The organism is Frankia sp. BMG5.60, assembly GCF_059428125.1.
In genome coordinates this window covers 3,964,674-3,982,370 of record NZ_CM182091.1, presented here as the reverse complement: position 1 = coordinate 3,982,370, position 17,697 = coordinate 3,964,674, and the positions used below count along the sequence as shown (strand labels likewise).

Below are 17,697 nucleotides of genomic sequence, written 5' to 3'. Positions count from 1 at the left end.
GGCCGCGACGGCCACCTCATCGCCCTGTGGGTAGTCAGCGGCGGAGACTGGCGCGGCCTGGCCTGCGTCAGTGACCGAGGACGCGGCGCAGGATCTGGTCGGCGCGTTGCCAGGCTTCGGGCGGGATGGCGCCGAGCCGGTGCGACAGGCCTGAGGTCGGCATCCAGGCCACGAGCTCGGGCAGCACCGTGCCCGGGACGGGAACCGTGATTCCGACGTCGGCGGCGTAGTCGTCGAACGGCAGCGGCTCGCCCGGCACGACGGGGCAGACCACGACCCGGCCGGTGTTGGCGTTGTTGTACATGTCGGCGGACACGATCAGCGCGTGCGCGGGAGCGTCGGCCCGCGCCCACACCTCACCCTGCCGCGCGGCGTCGCAGTTCCTCGAGTCGGGCGAACTCGCCGGTCAGGTACTCGAAGGTGACCCCGAGGGCGGCGTTGCGTTCCTGCTGCCGGGCGAAGCGCCGCGTCCAGACGGCCTCGGCCAGCGTCCTGTCGACCCAGGCCGACAGGGTGAGCCCGGCCGCGGCGGCCTCGGCCCGCGCGGCCTCCAGCGTCTCCGCCCGCACCGACACGCTCATACTCGGCATGGGATCGACCATAGGACACAGCCTCACATGAACAACAGACCGAACCCGCGCTGACTGTCCCGTCAGGTCCACCTCCCGGCATCACACGCCGTCCTCGACAACCCGCTCGCGGCCGGCAGCACCGACGCCGACCGTGTGCTCGCCCGCCTCGCCCGCCTCGCCCGCCTCAGCGCCCTCGGCGTCACCCAGACCTGGGTGGCGCCACCGCCGCTCCCGGGCCTCGAGGCCTACCTCGACCACCTGCGCTGGGTCGCCGAGGAGGTCATGCCCCGCGCCTAGGCCCGCTCCACGGTTCGGCGTCGACGGCGAGCCCCGCCAGCCGAGGCGATCCGGACGGCCCGTCGCTCATGTCGTCCGGATAGCCCGTCGCTCATGTCGTCCGGATAGGGAGGACGACATTCGTGGGAAAGCAGCATGACAACCCCGCTGCCAGGTGTCGTTTCCCTATCTTCCGGCCGCGTACGATCGGCGGGCATGGTCCGTCCGGGAGGGGCGACGGTGCGCGGCATCCACCGTCGCGGGCGTTCCACGTGACGGCCTGGTCTCGGGGGAATGGTGACGGACAGGTTGACTGAACAGGAGGTGCGGGAGCTCGCGCGTGCTTTCCACCTTCCGGAAAACGCCAGGTCCCTGCTCGAGCAGGCCGGGTTGGAGCGGTCGCAGCAACCGGTGTGGACCTCGCAGCGTCCGCTGGACTATTGGCGTGAGATCAACGTGCGCCTTGGCTTCGGGGCAGTCGTTGACGGACGGCGCCAGATCCTCCTCGCCGCCAGCCGGGTCTACCCCGCCAACAAGGTCTTCGCCGCCATAGCTGTCAAGGCCCGCGATGCCGAAGCCGGCGCCGACGGTGAACCGGCAGCCGACGCCGCCGCCACGCCGCCGGCGTCCGGTCATGCGGACGATCCTCCCGACGACGCGCAGACAGCCGCCCCGGCGAATGTCGACGGGGTCTCCGGGCCGGTGCCGTTCCCCGGCCGGCTGTTCTCCCCGGAGGAGACCGCGCCATCCCACCGGATGACATCCGAGCCGGAGGCCGTGTCAGCAGCAGTGGCTACGGCGGGGCCCGCGGCTTCGGTGGAACCGCAGGTAGCGCAGGGGCCGGCGATGTCCGAAGAGCGCGCGCCGCAGAACGATGCGTCGGGGAAAGCAGGCCGCCCCGCGCACGCGGACAGCGCCGCGCAGGAGGCGGTGCGAGCCGGCTCGACGAGCGCGTGGCACGGCCGGCCGACGCGGCGTGGCGTTCTTCTGATGGCGGGGCCCGTGGTGGCCCTGGGGGCGACCGTTGGCGCTGTGGCCCTGACCAGACAGGGTGGCTCCGGGCAGGCCGCCGACCTTCCTGACGTGCGGAACGCGGCAGTTTGGGCGGCGCCGGTGCGTGGTGCTCGCCCGCTCGGCCCGACGCTTCACGGGCATTCGGAGTCGGTGCTCTCGGTCGCGTTCTCTCCGGACGGCACGACGCTGGTCAGCGGCAGCGACGATCACAGCGTGCGGCTGTGGGACGTGCGCCACCCGGAGACCGCTCATGCGCTCGGTCGACCCCTGACCACGCACAGCGCGGCGGTGACCTCGGTTGCTTTAACTCCGGGCCGGCCGATCATGGCCAGCGGGGGAGCGGACGGAGCCGCCGAGCTGTGGAGCCTCGCCGACCCGAGCTCTCCTCGGCCACTCTGGGATCCGCGCCAGCCACTGGCCGACCCGGACAATCCGCTGTTCGCGGTGGCGTTCTCGCCGAAGGGGACCATCCTGGCGACCGCAGGGCAGGACCATTCGGTGCGACTGTGGGACGTCACCCGTCCTGCACAACCCCGCCCGCTCGGCCAGCCGCTGCCCGGACACGACGACACCGTGCGGGCGCTGGCGTTCTCCCCTGACGGAAAGATCCTTGCCAGCGCCGGCGCCGACCGCACAGTGCGGCTCTGGGATCTTGACGACCGGAAGAACCCGCGGGGGTTCGACACGGCGCACATCATCACGCACGACGACGCAATCTGGACGGTGGCGTTCGACCCGCGGGGGCCTTTTCTGGCCAGCGGCGGCGACGACCGCACCCTACGGCGGTGGGATCTCACCGACCCCACCGCACCCCAGCCCCTCGGCGACCCATTGGCCGGTCACACCACCAACCGGGTGTCGGCGCTGGCGTTCTCCCCAGCCGGAACGCTCCTGGCCGAGGGCGGCAATGACCGTCTGATCCGGCTGTGGGACGTCACCGACCGGAGCGCCCCCCGCCTGCTGCTCGGCCAGCCGCTGGAAGGCCACCGGGACTCGGTATGGGCGGTGGCGTTCTCCCCGACCAGGCGCGTTCTGGCCAGCGCCAGCGGTGACGCGACCATCCGCCTGCACGCCCTGGAATAGCCGCCGCACACCTGGGTGGCGGACTGTCATGACCCGTCACTCGGTCTGTGTGTGGGTGCATAGCGCATCGCGGCTGGGCGCCCGACGCATCATGAGTTCAGCCCAGCCAGCGTCCGAAGGGCTGCATCGTGTGATGGGCGGCCATGGCGGAGCCGGCGGGGCCCATCAGGGCCTTGTATCGCTGCCAGCGCCGGTTGAACAGGACGACGAGTTCGGCGTCGTGGCGTCCCTCGTCGGCCAGGACGAAGTTCTCCAGCGCCGTCTCGCACTCGTCCCAGCTCTTCGGCGCGCGGCCGATGAGCCGGGCGAGGTCCTCCCGGTCGGCCTCCGTGACGGCCGCGCCGATCTGGTCGGCGCGTTCGAGGTGGCGGGCCAGGCGGAAGGCGATGCGGACCTGGTAGGCGACGTACGGATCCTCGACCGAGATCGACCGCAGCGAGCGGGACAGGTGCTGGTGCGGGGTGGAGACGGGCGAGGAGACCGGCTCGGGGATCTCGACGGGGTCGAGGTCTATGCCCAGGTATTCGGCCAGGGTCTCGACGGCGTGCAGGTTCGTCTCGCTGACCCACTGGGCGTAGGTCATGTAGTCGGTGTTCAGGATCGGGCGGGCCAGCGGGCCGTGGAAGGACAGTTGGTTGGTGAGGGTGAAGAACAGGTGGTGCCACTGGATGGCGGCGAGGTCGACGGGCCGGCCGGTCAGTTCGGCGTACCGGTCGTACAGCGTGGTGAACTCGCCGTAGGGGATGACGGTGTCGCGCATGCGCCAGGCGGCGAGGTCCATCATCGGGTCGCCGATGTGGCCGATTTCGACGTCGACGAGGGCCACGAGATGCCCGTCGGCGTGGTGGAACTGGCCGGAGTCCCAGACGACGGGCGCCTCCCGGTCGGACGCGGGCAGCGGGTGGCGGCGCAGCCAGCCGAGGACGAACTCCATCAGCGGGTCGGGGCGCACCTTGCTCGACCGGTAGTGCTGCTCGAACCGGCGTACTCCGATCATCGCGGAGTCGGCCGCCGACGTCCCGGAGATGACCCCGGCGGCCTTGAACGGTTCGACCGGGAGCTGGTGCATCCGCGCCAGTGCCTGCAGATACTCGTCGACCACCACGCGGCGCTGCTCGGCGGTCGTGTCGGCGAAGTCGGGCCGGCCGGGGACGGCGGCCATCGCGTACGACCGCGGTTCGTCGCACCAGCCGTGCACGTGCGGGACCGGGATACCGTGCTCGTCGAGAAGTCGCTGGAACAGCATCTCGTGTTCGAGAGGGAAGATCAGAGACGTGTCGGACCGTTCGCCACGCACGACGACGCGTTCGGTGGCGCCGCCGCGGTCGATGTCGACGAACCACATGGGCCGCCATCTCGGCTGCCGCTCCCACGACACGACCTGGCCGTCGAGCAGGGACTCCAGCCAGGCGATGACGCGGCCGTCGTCCTTTAACTCCGTGTCGCGGGCATCCGATGCTGCCATGATCAATCCTCCGGGGTCCAGCGGTCCTCGACTCGGCTCCCCACACCCTCGCACGGGCAGTCGCGCCGGTCTTCTGACATGCGCGGCCGGCACGCGCCGGCGGCTCGTCGACCACACTAGCCTAACGATTGTTAGGCTGCTGGCCGGAACGGAAAGGTGCCTCCTGAGGGCCCCGCACGCCGGGCAGGCCCGGCGGTGAGCCAGGTGGCGGGCCGGGCGAACAAGCGCGACGCGGTGCTGCGGGAGAGCGCCCGCCTGTTTGCCGAGCGAGGCATCGAGGCCACGACGATGCGCGTCATCGCCGACGCCTGTGGCATGCAGGCCGCCAGCCTTTACCATCATTTCGCGTCGAAGGACGAGCTCGTCGCCGCCATCCTGACCCGCAGTGACGCGCAGATCTCCGGCCTCTATGACGCCATCCTCGACGGCCCGCTGGAGCCTGCCGACCGGCTTGAGGCGATGATCCGGGCGACGCTCGACAACTTCGGCCACCACCGGGACGCCGCGCGAATCTACTATCGCGACCGGGCATATGTTGCGCAGTCGCCGCTGCTCACCCGGGTCCGCGACAACGCGGTCGCCCATGACGAGCTCTGGGATCGGTCCATCGAGGCGGCCATCGCCGCCGGCCGCATCTCCCCGCGGTTCGAAGCCATCAACCTGCGGAGACTTCTGCAGGAGCTGATGTGGTCGACCGCCCGGCTGCGCGGAGACGCCGTGAGCGCGGACGACATCGTGCACGTCCTGCTCCACGGAATCCTCGCCCCGGAGCCCGGCCACGGCGGGCCGTCACCCCGACCGGGGTCGTAGCGCCGCGCGGGGATACTGGGTGGTGGAGGTCGGCCTATGACAATTGATGGTGGCGCGGGGCGGTCGATCCTTGCCTTCGAACGGCGTTACTCGGCTCGACTCACCAACGCGGACTTCGACCGACTCGTCAAACAGGTGGGGAAGGCCGTCGCGGGCCGGGAGTCCGCGGCGTGCGAGCTTCTGGGGAAATGGCTCGCGGATGAAGCGTCGGACACCCGCAGGGTCGTCATTCTCGACGTGATGGCCGCCTCGTCGTGCCGGCAGGCGCCGAGTGACCTGCTGGTCGAACTCGTACAGGTGCGCCATACCGACCTCGCCTCGGCCGCCGCGCGGCTCCTGGTCCTCTCGGGCGCGGATGGCGAGGCTGCTCTGCTGCGTGCGCTCCCGGCCGTGCGAGGATCATATGCACGGTACCGCTGTCTTTCCGCTTTGCTGTACGGCCGGGAACAGTTCAGCAAGGAGGCTGTGCGGGCAGTCGCCGACCTGACGGAGGACGGGGATCGTGAGCTGAGACGGGTCGGATTGACTGTACTCGCATTGCGGGGGGACGGTTCCTGCACCGATCGGCTGGCGGAGAGTCTGCGGCGGCGAGATCCGGCTACCCGCGAAGCGGCGCTGAAGGCGCTTGCGGTGGTCGGTGACAGCCGTGCCGTTGACGCCGTGCTCGCGCGGCTCGAGAAAGATGTGGTACGTGGCTCCGATCCACACTCGCCCATGATCGATCTGGAGCTGACCTACCTCGCGCAGCACGCGGAGCTCTACCCCGAGGCATTCAAACACGCCTGCGACGCAGTCGCGAAGAACTGGCGACGGCGCGACAGCGCCGAGCGCGAGTGGATCCGATCCTTCCTGCATCAGACCACGCCCGAGGGCCTGCGGTCTGTCGGTATCCCTGCCGACGCCGAGATCCAGCGGATGCGCAGCCACGTGGTGGACAGGATGCGGGCGAGGGAATTGCCTCCGAAAATCGAGGAGATTGATGGCTGACGCCATCGCGGGCACGGTACCCGTGAGGTATAAGTCCGCCTGCGTCCAACCCGAGCGCGAAGGGGTAGGCGCCAACGGGTTCCCGAACGGGGCTCGGACGCACGCGAGGGTGAGCCAGCCCAGAGCCCCGCAGCCGCCCTCAACCCCGATGGTTCGATCAGCTACCGGGGCCGCGTCGACGAGTTGATCAATCGTGGCGGGCTGAAGTTCAGTGCGCGGTCAACCGTCCAGCTGCCGGCGCAGCACCGTCTGGAATTCGATCAGATTCGGGTTCGCAGAGTTGCGATCCAGCCACGTCATGGTCATCGTCGTGTACAGGTCGCTGCCCTCGATCTCCACCACGGCCACCTCACCTCGGTCGGCATGTCCACGGACCGAGACCAACGGCAGCAGTGCGCAGCCCATTCCGGCCGCGACGCACGCGCTGAGCGTGCCGATGCTCGACACTTCCGCGATGGGCTTCTTGCCCGTCATGACTCCGAAAGCGCCGTCGAACATCTCCCGGAAGCCGCATCCCTGCTCAGTGGCCAGGAAGGGTTCCCCCATGAGTTCCGCCAGACCGGCCCGACCACGCTCGGCCAGCGGGTGCGTCGACGGCACGATGATCACCAGTGGTTCCTTGAGTAGCGTCTCCGAACGCAGGGACGCGTCGGGAGGCGGATCGCCGAAGGTCAGGCAGAGGTCCAGGTCTCCCTACTCCGCCCCGGTCACAAGATGATAGTCATCGCCTGTCTCATGTCATCCTGACAGGTAGGGGTTCGCGCTCGAGCGACTGAATCTGATCACTGATACTGGACTGCGCGTAATGCAGCTCCCTGGCCGCCTGCGTGATGCTGAGCGTCCGGGCAACGGTCTCAAACGTCCTGAGATGCCTCAGCTCCATGATCCTCGCGTCCTCGTCGGTAACCATCGGCTCATCCGATGATACCCAGCGGGTATTCCCTGCGCCGCCACCCGTAATTCTCCTTCCGGGGCAGATTGAATGGCCCGTGCCGCCATCCGACAACGCGGGTGTGGCAACGAGAAAAGTGATCCTGGAACTAGGAGAACACATGACAGCGCAGGTGGGATCGCAGCCTGTCGAGACGCCGGCACGGTCCGGCAGGCCCTCGCGCACCCTGCTGGTCGGGCTCTCGCTCGGCTACTTCATGGTCCTGCTGGACACGACGATCGTCTCTGTGGCCCTCCCCGCGATCTCCCGAAGCATGCAGGTCGGGCTGAGTGGGCTGCAGTGGGTCAGTAACGGCTACACGATCACTTTTGCCGCCCTGCTGCTCACCGCGGGCTGGCTGTCGGACCGATTCGGCGGCAGGCGAGTCTTCCTCTGGGGGCTGATCGCGTTCGGGGTGCTCTCCGGTGTCTCGGCCGCCGCCACGAGTCTCCCCGTCCTGGTTGTGCTCCGCCTGGCCCTGGGCGTCGCTGGTGCGCTGCTGCTCCCGTCCTCACTCGCCGTGATCACTAACGCTTACTCCGAGCCTGCCGAGCGCGCCCGCGCGGTCGGATCCTGGGCGGCGATCACGGGTGCGGCGCTTGCCGCCGGTCCCGTGGTGGGCGGCGTGCTGACCGAAACGGTCGGCTGGCGTGCGATCTTCCTGGTCAATGTGCCGCTGGCCCTGATCAGCCTTGTCATCACGGTGCGACAGGCACCCGAGACGGCGCGCAAGCAGCGCGGCGGGCTGGACCTGCCCGGGCAGGTCAGCGGCGTCATCGCCCTGGCGGCGCTTGTGTACGCGCTGGTCGAGGGCCCGGTCGAGGGCTGGGCAGCCGCCGAGGTGCTGGGCGCCTTCGCGCTCACGGTGGTCGCGGCGGCGGCCTTCATCCGTGCGGAAGTGCGGGCCGGAGACGCGGCGATGCTTCCGACCCGCATGTTCCACAGTCGCGGCTTCTCGCTCGCGCTGGTGGCCGGGCTCCTCGCCAACTTCGGCCTGTCGGGACTTCTGTTCGTACTGTCCCTGTTCTTTCAGGACGCCCGCGGGTATTCCGCGGTCAGCACTGGTCTGGCCTTCCTTCCACTGACCCTCCCCACAGCCGTCAACCCGATTGTCACCGGGCGCCTCGTGGGCCGGATCGGTCCGCGCGGTCCGGCCACGATCGGCTTCGCCCTCATGGGCGTCGGCGCACTGATCCAGGCGCCGTTCACCGGCCACTCGGACCTCGCGCTGGCAGCCACCCTGGTAGGTCTGCTGGTCTTCGGGTTCGGCATCTCCTTCACCTTGCCCGCCCTGGTCGCAGGGGTGGCCAGCACCGTCCCGGTCGAACTGGCCGGCATAGGCGCGGGAGCGCTCAACTCCGCTCGCCAGGCGGGCGCCTCCATCGGTGTAGCCGTCCTCGGTGTGGTCCTCGGCCAGGCTTCGTCCGACTCCGCCGGCACCCGCTCCGCACTGCTCGTCGGCGGGGTGGTTCTGCTGACAGGCGCGCTCATCGCAGCCATCGGGTTGCGTGGGCGCGACCCGGTCAGCCGGCGTGGGTGGGCGGCAGGCCGCGGGAGGCCCCTTCGGCGCGGACGGCCGGGATGATGTCGCGGGCCACGACCTCCTGTTCGGCGACGGTCGGGATGGCCAGCAGCAGCGCGGTGAAGCCGACCGCCACGATCTGCAGGAGCTGGTCGACCACCTCCTGGACGCTGCCGGTCACCGCTCCCGAGCCCGGCTGCGGCGGCGGCCCGATGCGCACGATCACGTTGCAGGCGCAGGTGATCGCGGCGGGGTCGCGGCCTGCGTCGCGGGCGGCCGCCAGCACGGACTCGCGCATCCTACGGGCGTTCTCGAGGCCGATCCGGCCCACGGACGGCAGCCAGCCGTCGGCGAGCTCACCGGTCAGCGCCAGCGCCCGCGGCCCGTACGATCCGAGCCAGATCGGGATCGGATGGTCGGGTCGAGGCTCGATGCGGGCGCCGTCGACGGAGAACTCGCGGCCGCGCACGGTGGTTGATTCGTTCGACCAGAGTCCGCGGATGATCCCGATGGCCTCGCGCTGACCGGTGATCTTCTGCCCGGGGGTCCGCTCGGGCAGGCCGAAGGCGCGGAACTCCTCGTCGTAGCCGCCCCCGCCCAGGCCGAGGACGAACCGGCCGCCGGAGAGCCGGTCCAGCGTCTCGGCCGTCTTCGCGACCACCGCCGGCGGTCGGTAGGGCAGCGCGAGGACGTTCGTGGCCAGCTCGATGCGGCGGGTCTGGCCGGCCAGCCAGCTCAGGGCGGCCAGCGGTTCGACGGTCCGGTTGTGACTGTGCAGGTGGTCGCTCAGGCTGAACAGGTCGTAGCCGAGCTCGTCGGCGCTCTGGGCGAGGTCCAGGGTCTGCGACGCGGACAGCCCGCTCACCGCGCCGCCGGCGCCGAACACCAGCCGGGACCCGTGCAGGCCGCTCACCGCGTACCCACACGGACGGTGCGCCGCCGAGCCCGCGTCGGGGCTATTTTTGTATGTATCACAAACAGTATGTATCACAAATTAAAAAGGTCGGCAATGCAAACTGCCGGCGGTACAGTGTTCGCACGGCGACGCGAGGGGAGATCCGCGGTGGGCGCGACGTTCCCGACACCGGTGGCCCTGGTGCGGCTGTCCTACCTGGTCAACTCGATCTACGCCGACGTCTGCGGCGGTCACGGGGTCTCCGTGCCGCAGGCCCAGCTCATGTGCGTCCTCAAGGACCAGCCGCGCGGCATGGGTGAGATCAGCGCGATGCTGCGGCTGGACAAGTCCAGCGTCACCGGGCTGGTTGAGCGGGTGGAGCGCCGTGGTTACCTGCGTCGCGCCATGTCGGTGACCGACCGGCGCGCCATCACCGTCGCCCTCACCCCGGACGGCAAGCGGCTCACCGACGCGTTCTACGACGAGGTCAGCCAGCGGCTGAGCGACCTTGTCGGCCATGTTCCGGCCGCCGATCGAGACCAGCTGACCCGCGTCGCCACCGGCATCGTGCTGGCCGAGGGTGTCCCCGACGTCTTCGGCGCGCTCGTCTCGTAGCGCCCGCACCGCGGACGGGTGAGGGCGGTCGAACGGCCGGTCAGAAGCGGCAACGCAGAGGATCGGCGAAGGTCGGGGGTGGCGCGGCGAGTGCGGCCCGGATCGAGCGTTCCAGCACCGAGTGGTCGGCGTCGTCGCCGCGGTCGAGGCGCAGGGGAGCGTGCAGCCCCGCCTCGGTGTTGCTGATGAACCTGGGTGGTCCGGTCCGCTTGAAGCCGCGGGTGTGGAACAGGAACGGATGGGCGAGGACCACGTCCCCGGCCGCTCCGGTCAGCTCGGTGAAGGTGCCGATGGGCTCGGCGAGGACGGCGTCGAACAACTCCCGGTGCGTCAGGCCGCCGGGATGGTCGGCGAGCACCCGCGCGGTGCGCCGGTGGGAGCCCGCCGCCACCAGCGTTGCGCCGCCGCCCGGCTCGACGTCGGAGAACAGGCCGATGACCAGCAGACCCTGCTGGGACGCGTCGAGCGTGTGTCGGAACCAGTTGCCGTCGACGTGCCAGCCATCGGTCGGCACGGGACGCGGATCGCCGGCGCCGTGCCGGAAGTTCACCGGCCAGAAGCCCCAGCCGCGGTCACCGCGCCACCGGCCGGGACCGACGAGCTCCTCGATCGCGCGGGCGAGCGGGTCGGTGAAGCAGTCGAGCACCTCCGGCGCGGTGAGGCGCTCCTCGATGTCGTAACTCGGCGGCCAGGTGCTCGGGTCGTCCTCGCGGATGCCGGCCTTCTGCGCCATCCGCCGCCACACCACCGCCCGGGCGGCCGCCGCCTGCGCGCCGGTGAACGCGCCCCGCCGCACGCAGAAACCGCGTTCGACGAACGCGTCGCGGTCCGCCGTCGTCAGCTCCGCCATCCCGGCTGCTCCCGCCTCCTCAGTCCGCGCAGCCTTCCCAGTCCGCGCAGTTTCACCAGTAGAGCAGCCAGGAGCCGCCGCTCCAGATGCCGTGGCCCTGCAGCGTGAGGCGCTCGTCACCCGGACGCACCGCAGCCGACGGGGCGATCTGGTGCAGCAGATGACCGGAGTGCACGACGAGCTCACCGAGGCTGTACGGCACGTACTGGAGCGGGTGGAAGCGACGCAGGTCGCCGGCGCCGTCGATCCAGTCCCGCCGCATCGCCTCCTGGAACGTCGCGTGGCTGACCGGCCAGGTGTTCAGCCCGCCGCCGGCCGCGGGCACCCGCAGCGGCAGGGTGAACGAGAACACCCGGCTCGCGTCGACCTCGTCCGGCCAGTCGAACAGCCTGTACTGGAGGTCGAAGTGCACGGACGCGCGTGGACGGGTGAACACGGCCTCGGCGAGCCACACGTGGAACCCGGGCAACGCGAACCGCTCGGTGTAGCGGACCGGGGCGTCGAGGACCTTGGTGAGGGTGGCCCCGAGCCGGTCGTAGAGCCAGCCGAACCGGTCCCACAGCAACGGGCGGTGCCACGCGGCACGATCGTGGTAGTCGCCCGGCCGCGCGTTCTGGGCGAGGTCGAGATAGCTGGGCGTGCCGAGGGTGTGAAAGCCGGCGCCCCGCTCGATCCAGCTCGGCCGCTCCCGGTGCACCGCGTCGCGGACGTCCTCGGCCTCCTGTGCCGACAGCATCCGTACGGTCGAGATGTCCGGCGGGGTCGTGGCCGTGGCCGTGGTGGCGGTCGTGGTCACGGCCGGGGGCGTGGTCATTCCATCCTCCTCGGAGCGGGGCGGGTGAGGAGCTCGACCAGGGCGGCGGTGACGGTGCCGCCGGACCGGCGGTCGTACCAGTCGTAGCCTGGCATCGGGTTCGCCTCCAGCACCCAGTGCCGGTCGGCGTCGACGCGCAGGTCCCAGCCGGCGAGCAGCAGGCCGGACTCGGCGGTCGCGGCGACGAGCAACGCCGCCAGGTCCGCGGGCAGGTCGACGTCGCTGAACGCGAGGTCGGCGGCGTCGAGCTCGCGGTAGTCGACCGCCGCGGCGGCGCTCTGGCCGTCCCCGCCGGGGTGGCGCCGAGCGATCCGCTGGGCGTGGACGGTGCCGCCGCAGACGTGGACGCGGACATCCACCCCCGGCACGTACCGCTGGAGGTGCACCGGGCCCTGCCTGACGCTGAAGCCGGCGGCCCCGGTGAACTCCCGTGGGTCGACGCGGCGGGTCCGGGCGCGGACCCCGGACAGCGGCTTCACGATCGTCGGCCCGGCTGCGGCGAACGCCCGCAGCCGGTCGCCGTCGGAGCTGGTCAGACTCGCCGGGACCGCGAAGCCCGCCCGGGCGAGCCGAGCCTCGTGCAGCGGCTTCGTGCCGTTGTCGGCCCAGGCGTTCGGCCGGTTGACGACGGGTCCCGGCACGTGGTCGAGCCACGCCGCCAGCGCGCCGATGAGCGCCCGCCACCGGGCCGCCAGCCGCGGCACGGCCTCCAGGCTGGACAGATCGGCGAGCCGGACGAAGTACCCGCCCGCGGGGTCCAGGTCGACCGAACGTCGGCCGGTGATGATTCGGCTGGCGCCGTCGTCCGGGATCGCCAGCCGCCAGTCGCCGGCGCGCACGACGTCGGCGAGGTCGATCGCGACGACGTCGGCCCCGTGCCGGCCCGCCTCGTCGAGGAAGTGCCGCCAGGTGCCGTCCGAGGCCAGCCCGATCGCGTAGACCGGTGCGGGGCCGCGGTCGGGCGCACCCTCGCCCGCGCCGTCGCCCGCGGCATCGCCCGCACCCTCGCTCGTTTGGTCGACCGCGCCGTGAGGCTGCGCGGTCCGGCCGTCGGCATCCGCCACCTCAGGCCTGCGATCCGGGGAACAGGACGGCGAGCAGCCGCGGACCGAGGCCGAGCCAGGTCATGCGGAGGATCTCGAGCCCCGGGAACGGGTCGACGTCGACGAGGCAGGCGCTGCGACCGTCGTCGCCGACGCGCCAGATCAGCGCGGCGAGGGTGAGCCCGAGCCGCTCGACCACCGCCAGGCTGCGGGCGGGCAGGTCGAGGTCGTCGATCTCGGCGGTCGTGCATCGCCAGGCGGCCCCGGCGAGGACCACCACCACCTCGAAGACCGGGTCGGTCGCCGACCACCGCGCCCGGAACGGACCGCCGGCCGCGGGCGGCGCAGGCCAGCGCGTCGTCTCCCCGGTGACGGCGTCCTGCACCCACCACGCCTCATCGGCCGGGTGCGCCGGGTCGGGGTAGGTGGAGGAGAAGACCTCGACCGAACTCACCGGTTGCCCGGCCGCCAGGTCGGTGAGGGCCGCCGAGCCGGAGACGGGGGCGCCGAACGCGGCGACGGACGGCCGGTTCACGACGGGCAGGTCGGTGAGGGCGGCCGCCGCCCACAGCAGGGCGACGCACTCCTGGTACTGGAACTGCGCGTCCTGGCGTGCGCCGGCCCCGACGACGGGAGGCGGGGGTACCCGCAGCAGCAGCGGCACCCGGGGCGTCACGAGGGCGGACCCGCCGGTCACCGCGACGGTGAAAAGCTGCGCCGCGTCGAAGGGATCGAGGACGACGGCATGCCGGCCGACCTCGGCCAGGTACTCGACGACGAAGGAGGCGACCGCGTCGCCGGGCTCGGCGACGATCAACAGATCGTCCTCGGTCAGCGGCGCGAGTGAGGTGGTCACCGCGGCGTCGGTCTCGGCGGTCATCGCGGCGGTCGTTCAGATCACCACGCCGGCCAGCCGCAGGTAGCGGTTGATCCGGGAGGCGCGCAGCGTGGCGGCGACGTCGTCGTCGTCGGGGTCGATGTCGTCGTCGATGCCAGAGGCGATGTCGATGCCGGAGGCGATGTCGGGGCCGGAGGCGATGTCGGGGTCGACGCCGGGCGGGTCGACCGGCCGGCCGGCGGGTGCGTCGGCCGGGAAGCGCGTGGTGGGAACGCCGGGATCCGCCCGGTCCCACCTGTCTTTCCCGTCTTTGATGTCTTTTGCGTCTTTCCCGTAGTCCTTGGTGTCCTTGAATTCCTTCCCGTCCTTGCGGTCCTTGTTATCCTTGATCTCCTTCCAGTCCTTTCCCTCCTTGCTGTCCTTCCCGTCCTTGCCATCTTTGCCGTCCTTGAAGTCCTTGAACTTGCCGGCCGGCGTCCTCGCGATGGTTCCGGACACCCCGGCGGTCAGCAGTTCGCGGGCGGTCTCCTCCGCAGACTCGGGCGAGTCCTTCTGCAGTCGTGACCACAGCACCGCCATCACGTTGCGTCGGTCGTCAGCCGTCAGGAACGGCATCACGCGGGCCTCGTCCAATGTCCAGGGCATCGGCGGCCAACCTCCATGTCGTTGCTCTCGGTGCGGCAGTTCTTCAGCTTCTCGGCCAGCAGACGTAGAGGGAGGACGGTTGTTTCCACGGATATTCGGAGACTGGAAGCACCACGCCGACTCGTACCGCGGCCCCCTCGAAGCCGGACCGACTTTTGTCGGTGGCCTCCCGCGATCTCCATCGTAACCAGCCGCGGCTTCGTTCTCGAGCGGTTTTCAGATGTCTCCCCGGGCGCCGGCGTCCGCGGCGAGGCACTGGCCGGGGAAGGCGGGGATCTGGAGGGACGGAGTTCGCCGGTCGGATGGTCCGGCGATTCGCCCGCGACCAACCCCGGTGTGCACGGATCCCGGTGCTGACCTCCGTCGCGCCAGGCGGGAATCCGGCGGCATTGCGTCGCCCTGTCGATTCCCGGCGTGGGGGCCGCACGGAGGACGGGGACGGGACGGGGGCGGCGAGAACCGGGGACGAACCTCTCATATGGTCGTGGCAGGCACCCGGGCCGTGTGCGCCGATCGGGGCGGACCAGCGCAGTGGAGGGCAGTGGTGAACACGGAGATCGGCACGGATCCGCACGGGTCCGAGGGCTCGGGCGAGACGCCGTGGTGGCGGTCCATGGCCGCCGACCCGAAGCCGGTGGACCTGCGGGTGGACCTGCCGCACCCGGCTCGGATGTACGACTACTACCTGGGCGGGAAGGACAACTTCCCCGCCGATCGGGAGGCCGCCGAGCAGGCCCGGGCCGTCGCGCCGAACGCGAGCATCGCCGCCCGCGCCAACCGGGCGTTCATGGCCCGGGCGGTGCGCCACCTGGCCGGCGAGGCCGGCATCGACCAGTTCCTCGACATCGGTACGGGGATCCCGACCAGCCCGAACCTGCACGAGGTCGCCCAGCAGGCCGTCGAGGGCGCGCGGGTCGTCTATGTGGACAACGACCCGATCGTGCTCACCCACGCCCGCGCGCTGCTCACCGGCACCCCGGCAGGGCGGACCGCCTACCTCGACGCCGACGTGCGGGACGTCAAGCGGATCCTGACCGCCCCGGAGGTCACGGACACCCTCGACCTGTCCCGGCCGGTGGCGCTGTCGCTGCTCGCGGTGGGCCACTTCCTGCCCGACTCCGACGACCCGGGCGGCATCGTCCGCCGGTTCGTCGATGCCCTGCCGGCCGGCAGCTACCTCGTCCTGTCCCATCTCACCCCCGACCACGACCCGTCGATCGAGGCCGGCGCGAAGGCCTACCGCGCGCGCGGCATACCGCTGCGGCCAAGGACCCGGGCCGAGGTCGAAGCGCTGTTCGCCGGGCTGGAACTGCTCGACCCGGGGCTGGTCTCCGTGCACCGCTGGCGGCCCGACGCGGCCGTGCCGGCCGACCTGACCGACGCGCAGGTCAGCGCCTACGGGGCCATCGGCCGCAAGTGGTAGCCCGCCCGCCGCCCGCCGGCGGCCGCCCACCGCCCGCCGGCGGCGCTCGGCGGGCGGTGGTCAGCAGGGGCGCAGCGCGGTGAGGCCGGAGCCGCGGGGGAGGGAACGACCCGAGGGGGCGGTCGCGGTGACCGGGAGGCGGCCGCGCGGCGGGGCGGCGCCGGTGAGCACGGCGGCCAGGGCCGCGATGGAGGCCGGGTCGGTGGAGTAGGTGGCCAGCCACGCGGCGGCGGCGGTCGGCGGGTGGTAGGGCGTGGCGGTGGAGACGACGACCGTGCCGGGGTCGGTGCGGGCGGGCGGGCCGGCGCCTCCCGCGAGGACGATCGTCACCGGGGCGGCTCGGCCGGCGCCGCCGGTCCCCGTGGCGGGCCCGCCGGCGGTGGCCGGCGCCGGGGCCACGATTCCTCGGGCGGCCAGGGCCACGCGCAGGCGGGCGGCCGCGGTGGACGAGCCGGCGACCGTGACCGCAGCGCCCGCGCGCAGGGGAAGGATCCCGCAGTCCTGCGTCAGGAGGGTGACGGACCGGGACGCGACCCGGTCGGCCACGGCGGGTCCGTCGCCGGCCGTCGCCGGGGTGGCATGCGCGAGGCGCCACTTCAGGCGGAGCACGCGCCGCGCCGAGTCGTCGATGCGGCTGGCCGGGATCCGGCCGCTGCGCAGCGCGGCGAGCAGGCCGTCGCGGGCCTCGACGAGCCGCGGCGGCATCAGCAGCAGGTCGTCGCCGGCGAGCACGGCGCGCACGGCGGCCTCGCCGGGCGAGTACCGCTTGGTGATTGCCGCCATGTTCAGCGCGTCGGTCACGACCACGCCGTCGAAGCCGAGCTCCCGGCGCAGCAGCGAGGTCACCACCGCCGGGGACAGCGACGCCGGCGACCCGCCGTCCAACGCGGTGGCGAGCAGATGCCCGACCATCACCATGGGCGCCCCGGCGGCGACGGCGGCCCGGAACGGCGCCAGATCGACGGTGTCGAGCCGCTCGCGGGAGGACGCGACCACCGGCAGGTCGAGGTGGCTGTCGACCGACGTCGAGCCGTGCCCGGGGAAGTGCTTCGGCGCGGCGGCCACCCCCGCCGAGGCGAACCCGCTCACGGCCGCGGCGGTGAGTCGGGCGACCGCGGCCGGGTCGTCGCCGAACGACCGCTCGCCGATCACCGGATTGGCCGGATTGGTGTTGACGTCCGCGTCGGGGGCGAAGTCGACGTTGATCCCGAGCGCACGCAGGTCCGTGCCGGTCACCCGGGCGGCGTCGCGGGCGTCCTCGACCCGGCCGCTCGCGCCCTGGGCCATCTCGTCGGGCAGCAGGGTCACCCCGTCGCGGATCCGCATCACCGGCCCCTGCTCCTGGTCGGCGGCGACGAGCAGGGGGATGGCCGCGGCGCCCTGCAGCCCGGCGGTGAGGCCGAGGACCTGGCCGGGGGCGACGACGTTGTCGGGTAGCGCGCCCGGCCCGGTGCCCCCGGCGTCGAACAGGACGACGCCGCCGAGGCCTAGATCGCGCACGGCGGCGGCGGCCGTGTCGGTGCCCGCGACCGCCCGGTTGCCGGCCAGCGCGCTCGGCGCGCGGTCGTCCGCCGTCGTCCCGAACACGTAGCCCATGAGCAACTGGCCGATGCGCTGCTCGGGCGTCATCCGCGCGAGCGTCGAGTCCACCCACGCCGTCTCCGCGTCGTCGGCCGTCGGTTCCGGGGAGGGGCCCGCCGTCGCGGTGGGTTCGGGGGAGGAGGTCGGCTGCGCCGCCCCGACTGCCGCGGCGAGCGCATCCCGGGCCGGGGGTGTGGCGTCGCGGGCGCCGTCCCCGCCGGCCCGGTCCGGACTCCGTCCGAGGCAGCCCGCAACCAGCAGGAGGCAGGCCAGCAGCACGACGACGGCCCGGGGCGGCCGGCGCCGCCGTCCGCTCACCACAGATCGCGTCAC

The 17,697-nt window shown here is 71.9% G+C and carries 19 protein-coding genes; 7 read left to right on the top strand and 12 right to left on the bottom strand.

The genetic code is table 11. The features are described from left to right. Nucleotides 1–67 precede the first annotated feature (67 nt). Nucleotides 68–355 (bottom strand): hypothetical protein, encoded by a 288-nt coding sequence (locus AC5R91_RS16220; RefSeq protein ID WP_495392207.1) that lies wholly within the window; start codon nucleotides 353–355, stop codon nucleotides 68–70. A 1-nt stretch (nucleotide 356) separates the two neighbouring features. After that, on the bottom strand, nucleotides 357–590 hold the full coding sequence (locus tag AC5R91_RS16215) for a hypothetical protein (RefSeq protein ID WP_495392206.1): 234 nt from the start codon (nucleotides 588–590) through the stop codon (nucleotides 357–359). Nucleotides 591–725: 135 nt separating this feature from the next. Here AC5R91_RS16215 and AC5R91_RS16210 point away from each other — a divergent pair, with 135 nt between their 5' ends. Both AC5R91_RS16210 and AC5R91_RS16205 read left to right on the top strand, forming a co-directional pair. Continuing rightward, the gene (locus AC5R91_RS16210) at nucleotides 726–869 is read left to right on the top strand and encodes a hypothetical protein (RefSeq protein WP_495392205.1); all 144 of its coding nucleotides are present in this window, start codon (nucleotides 726–728) and stop codon (nucleotides 867–869) included. 288 nt (nucleotides 870–1,157) lie between these two features. Next, nucleotides 1,158–2,945 (top strand): effector-associated domain EAD1-containing protein, encoded by a 1,788-nt coding sequence (locus tag AC5R91_RS16205; protein ID WP_495392204.1) that lies wholly within the window; start codon nucleotides 1,158–1,160, stop codon nucleotides 2,943–2,945. Between the two features lie 97 nt (nucleotides 2,946–3,042). Here the strand turns inward: AC5R91_RS16205 and AC5R91_RS16200 are convergent, their stop codons facing one another. Beyond that, on the bottom strand, nucleotides 3,043–4,410 hold the full coding sequence (locus tag AC5R91_RS16200; RefSeq protein ID WP_495392203.1) for a phosphotransferase family protein: 1,368 nt from the start codon (nucleotides 4,408–4,410) through the stop codon (nucleotides 3,043–3,045). Between the two features lie 195 nt (nucleotides 4,411–4,605). Here AC5R91_RS16200 and AC5R91_RS16195 point away from each other — a divergent pair, with 195 nt between their 5' ends. Beyond that, nucleotides 4,606–5,220: a TetR/AcrR family transcriptional regulator gene (locus AC5R91_RS16195; RefSeq protein ID WP_495392202.1), complete on the top strand. Its 615-nt coding sequence runs from the start codon at nucleotides 4,606–4,608 to the stop codon at nucleotides 5,218–5,220. A gap of 36 nt (nucleotides 5,221–5,256) precedes the next feature. Further along, entirely contained in the window at nucleotides 5,257–6,207 is a 951-nt protein-coding gene (locus AC5R91_RS16190; protein WP_495392201.1) for a HEAT repeat domain-containing protein, read from the top strand. 219 nt (nucleotides 6,208–6,426) lie between these two features. Here AC5R91_RS16190 and AC5R91_RS16185 read toward each other — a convergent pair whose 3' ends face one another. Both AC5R91_RS16185 and AC5R91_RS16180 read right to left on the bottom strand, forming a co-directional pair. Further along, nucleotides 6,427–6,894, bottom strand: a complete 468-nt coding sequence (locus tag AC5R91_RS16185; RefSeq protein WP_495397981.1) for a LysR family transcriptional regulator substrate-binding protein — start codon at nucleotides 6,892–6,894, stop codon at nucleotides 6,427–6,429. 46 nt (nucleotides 6,895–6,940) lie between these two features. Then, on the bottom strand, nucleotides 6,941–7,117 hold the full coding sequence (locus AC5R91_RS16180; protein WP_495392200.1) for a helix-turn-helix domain-containing protein: 177 nt from the start codon (nucleotides 7,115–7,117) through the stop codon (nucleotides 6,941–6,943). A gap of 118 nt (nucleotides 7,118–7,235) precedes the next feature. Between AC5R91_RS16180 and AC5R91_RS16175 the strand changes: the two genes are divergently transcribed. Then, entirely contained in the window at nucleotides 7,236–8,723 is a 1,488-nt protein-coding gene (locus AC5R91_RS16175; RefSeq protein ID WP_495392199.1) for a DHA2 family efflux MFS transporter permease subunit, read from the top strand. On the opposite strand, the gene AC5R91_RS16170 is transcribed toward AC5R91_RS16175, so the two are convergent. After that, complete coding sequence (locus AC5R91_RS16170) at nucleotides 8,662–9,573, bottom strand: LLM class flavin-dependent oxidoreductase (protein WP_495392198.1); 912 nt, start codon at nucleotides 9,571–9,573, stop codon at nucleotides 8,662–8,664. The two genes, AC5R91_RS16175 and AC5R91_RS16170, sit on opposite strands and share 62 nt — an antisense overlap. A gap of 150 nt (nucleotides 9,574–9,723) precedes the next feature. Between AC5R91_RS16170 and AC5R91_RS16165 the strand changes: the two genes are divergently transcribed. Continuing rightward, on the top strand, nucleotides 9,724–10,170 hold the full coding sequence (locus AC5R91_RS16165) for a MarR family winged helix-turn-helix transcriptional regulator (RefSeq protein WP_495392197.1): 447 nt from the start codon (nucleotides 9,724–9,726) through the stop codon (nucleotides 10,168–10,170). Nucleotides 10,171–10,210: 40 nt separating this feature from the next. Here AC5R91_RS16165 and AC5R91_RS16160 read toward each other — a convergent pair whose 3' ends face one another. Genes AC5R91_RS16160 through AC5R91_RS16140 form a run of 5 tightly spaced genes read right to left on the bottom strand, consistent with a single transcriptional unit; the run spans nucleotide 10,211 to nucleotide 14,360 of the window. After that, nucleotides 10,211–11,020, bottom strand: a complete 810-nt coding sequence (locus AC5R91_RS16160) for a phytanoyl-CoA dioxygenase family protein (protein WP_495392196.1) — start codon at nucleotides 11,018–11,020, stop codon at nucleotides 10,211–10,213. Nucleotides 11,021–11,072: 52 nt separating this feature from the next. Next, nucleotides 11,073–11,834 (bottom strand): hypothetical protein, encoded by a 762-nt coding sequence (locus tag AC5R91_RS16155; protein ID WP_495392195.1) that lies wholly within the window; start codon nucleotides 11,832–11,834, stop codon nucleotides 11,073–11,075. Then, nucleotides 11,831–12,898 carry an ATP-grasp domain-containing protein gene (locus AC5R91_RS16150; protein ID WP_495392194.1) on the bottom strand — a complete coding sequence of 356 codons (1,068 nt, stop codon included), beginning with the start codon at nucleotides 12,896–12,898 and terminating at the stop codon, nucleotides 11,831–11,833. The genes AC5R91_RS16155 and AC5R91_RS16150 overlap by 4 nt, the downstream gene beginning before the upstream one ends. 1 nt (nucleotide 12,899) lies before the next feature. Further along, nucleotides 12,900–13,757, bottom strand: coding sequence for a hypothetical protein (locus AC5R91_RS16145; protein WP_495392193.1), 858 nt, complete (start codon nucleotides 13,755–13,757; stop codon nucleotides 12,900–12,902). A gap of 12 nt (nucleotides 13,758–13,769) precedes the next feature. Further along, nucleotides 13,770–14,360, bottom strand: a complete 591-nt coding sequence (locus AC5R91_RS16140; RefSeq protein WP_495392192.1) for a hypothetical protein — start codon at nucleotides 14,358–14,360, stop codon at nucleotides 13,770–13,772. A gap of 613 nt (nucleotides 14,361–14,973) precedes the next feature. Between AC5R91_RS16140 and AC5R91_RS16135 the strand changes: the two genes are divergently transcribed. After that, nucleotides 14,974–15,783 (top strand): SAM-dependent methyltransferase, encoded by an 810-nt coding sequence (locus AC5R91_RS16135; RefSeq protein ID WP_495397980.1) that lies wholly within the window; start codon nucleotides 14,974–14,976, stop codon nucleotides 15,781–15,783. A 60-nt stretch (nucleotides 15,784–15,843) separates the two neighbouring features. Here the strand turns inward: AC5R91_RS16135 and AC5R91_RS16130 are convergent, their stop codons facing one another. Continuing rightward, a complete protein-coding gene (locus tag AC5R91_RS16130; RefSeq protein WP_495392191.1) occupies nucleotides 15,844–17,682 on the bottom strand; it encodes a glycoside hydrolase family 3 protein in 1,839 nt (612 codons plus the stop codon). Between the last annotated feature and the right edge of the window lie 15 nt (nucleotides 17,683–17,697).

Excerpts from the sequence above, each read along its gene's own strand:
- AC5R91_RS16215 (WP_495392206.1), bottom strand. The coding sequence starts at position 590 with ATGCCGAGTATGAGCGTGTCGGTGCGGGCGGAGACGCTGGAGGCCGCG.
- AC5R91_RS16160 (WP_495392196.1), bottom strand. The coding sequence starts at position 11,020 with ATGGCGGAGCTGACGACGGCGGACCGCGACGCGTTCGTCGAACGCGGT.
- AC5R91_RS16135 (WP_495397980.1), top strand. The coding sequence starts at position 14,974 with ATGGCCGCCGACCCGAAGCCGGTGGACCTGCGGGTGGACCTGCCGCAC.
- AC5R91_RS16190 (WP_495392201.1), top strand. The coding sequence starts at position 5,257 with ATGACAATTGATGGTGGCGCGGGGCGGTCGATCCTTGCCTTCGAACGG.
- AC5R91_RS16200 (WP_495392203.1), bottom strand. The coding sequence starts at position 4,410 with ATGGCAGCATCGGATGCCCGCGACACGGAGTTAAAGGACGACGGCCGC.
- AC5R91_RS16140 (WP_495392192.1), bottom strand. The coding sequence starts at position 14,360 with ATGCCCTGGACATTGGACGAGGCCCGCGTGATGCCGTTCCTGACGGCT.
- AC5R91_RS16180 (WP_495392200.1), bottom strand. The coding sequence starts at position 7,117 with ATGGTTACCGACGAGGACGCGAGGATCATGGAGCTGAGGCATCTCAGG.
- AC5R91_RS16145 (WP_495392193.1), bottom strand. The coding sequence starts at position 13,757 with ATGACCGCCGAGACCGACGCCGCGGTGACCACCTCACTCGCGCCGCTG.
- AC5R91_RS16155 (WP_495392195.1), bottom strand. The coding sequence starts at position 11,834 with ATGACCACGCCCCCGGCCGTGACCACGACCGCCACCACGGCCACGGCC.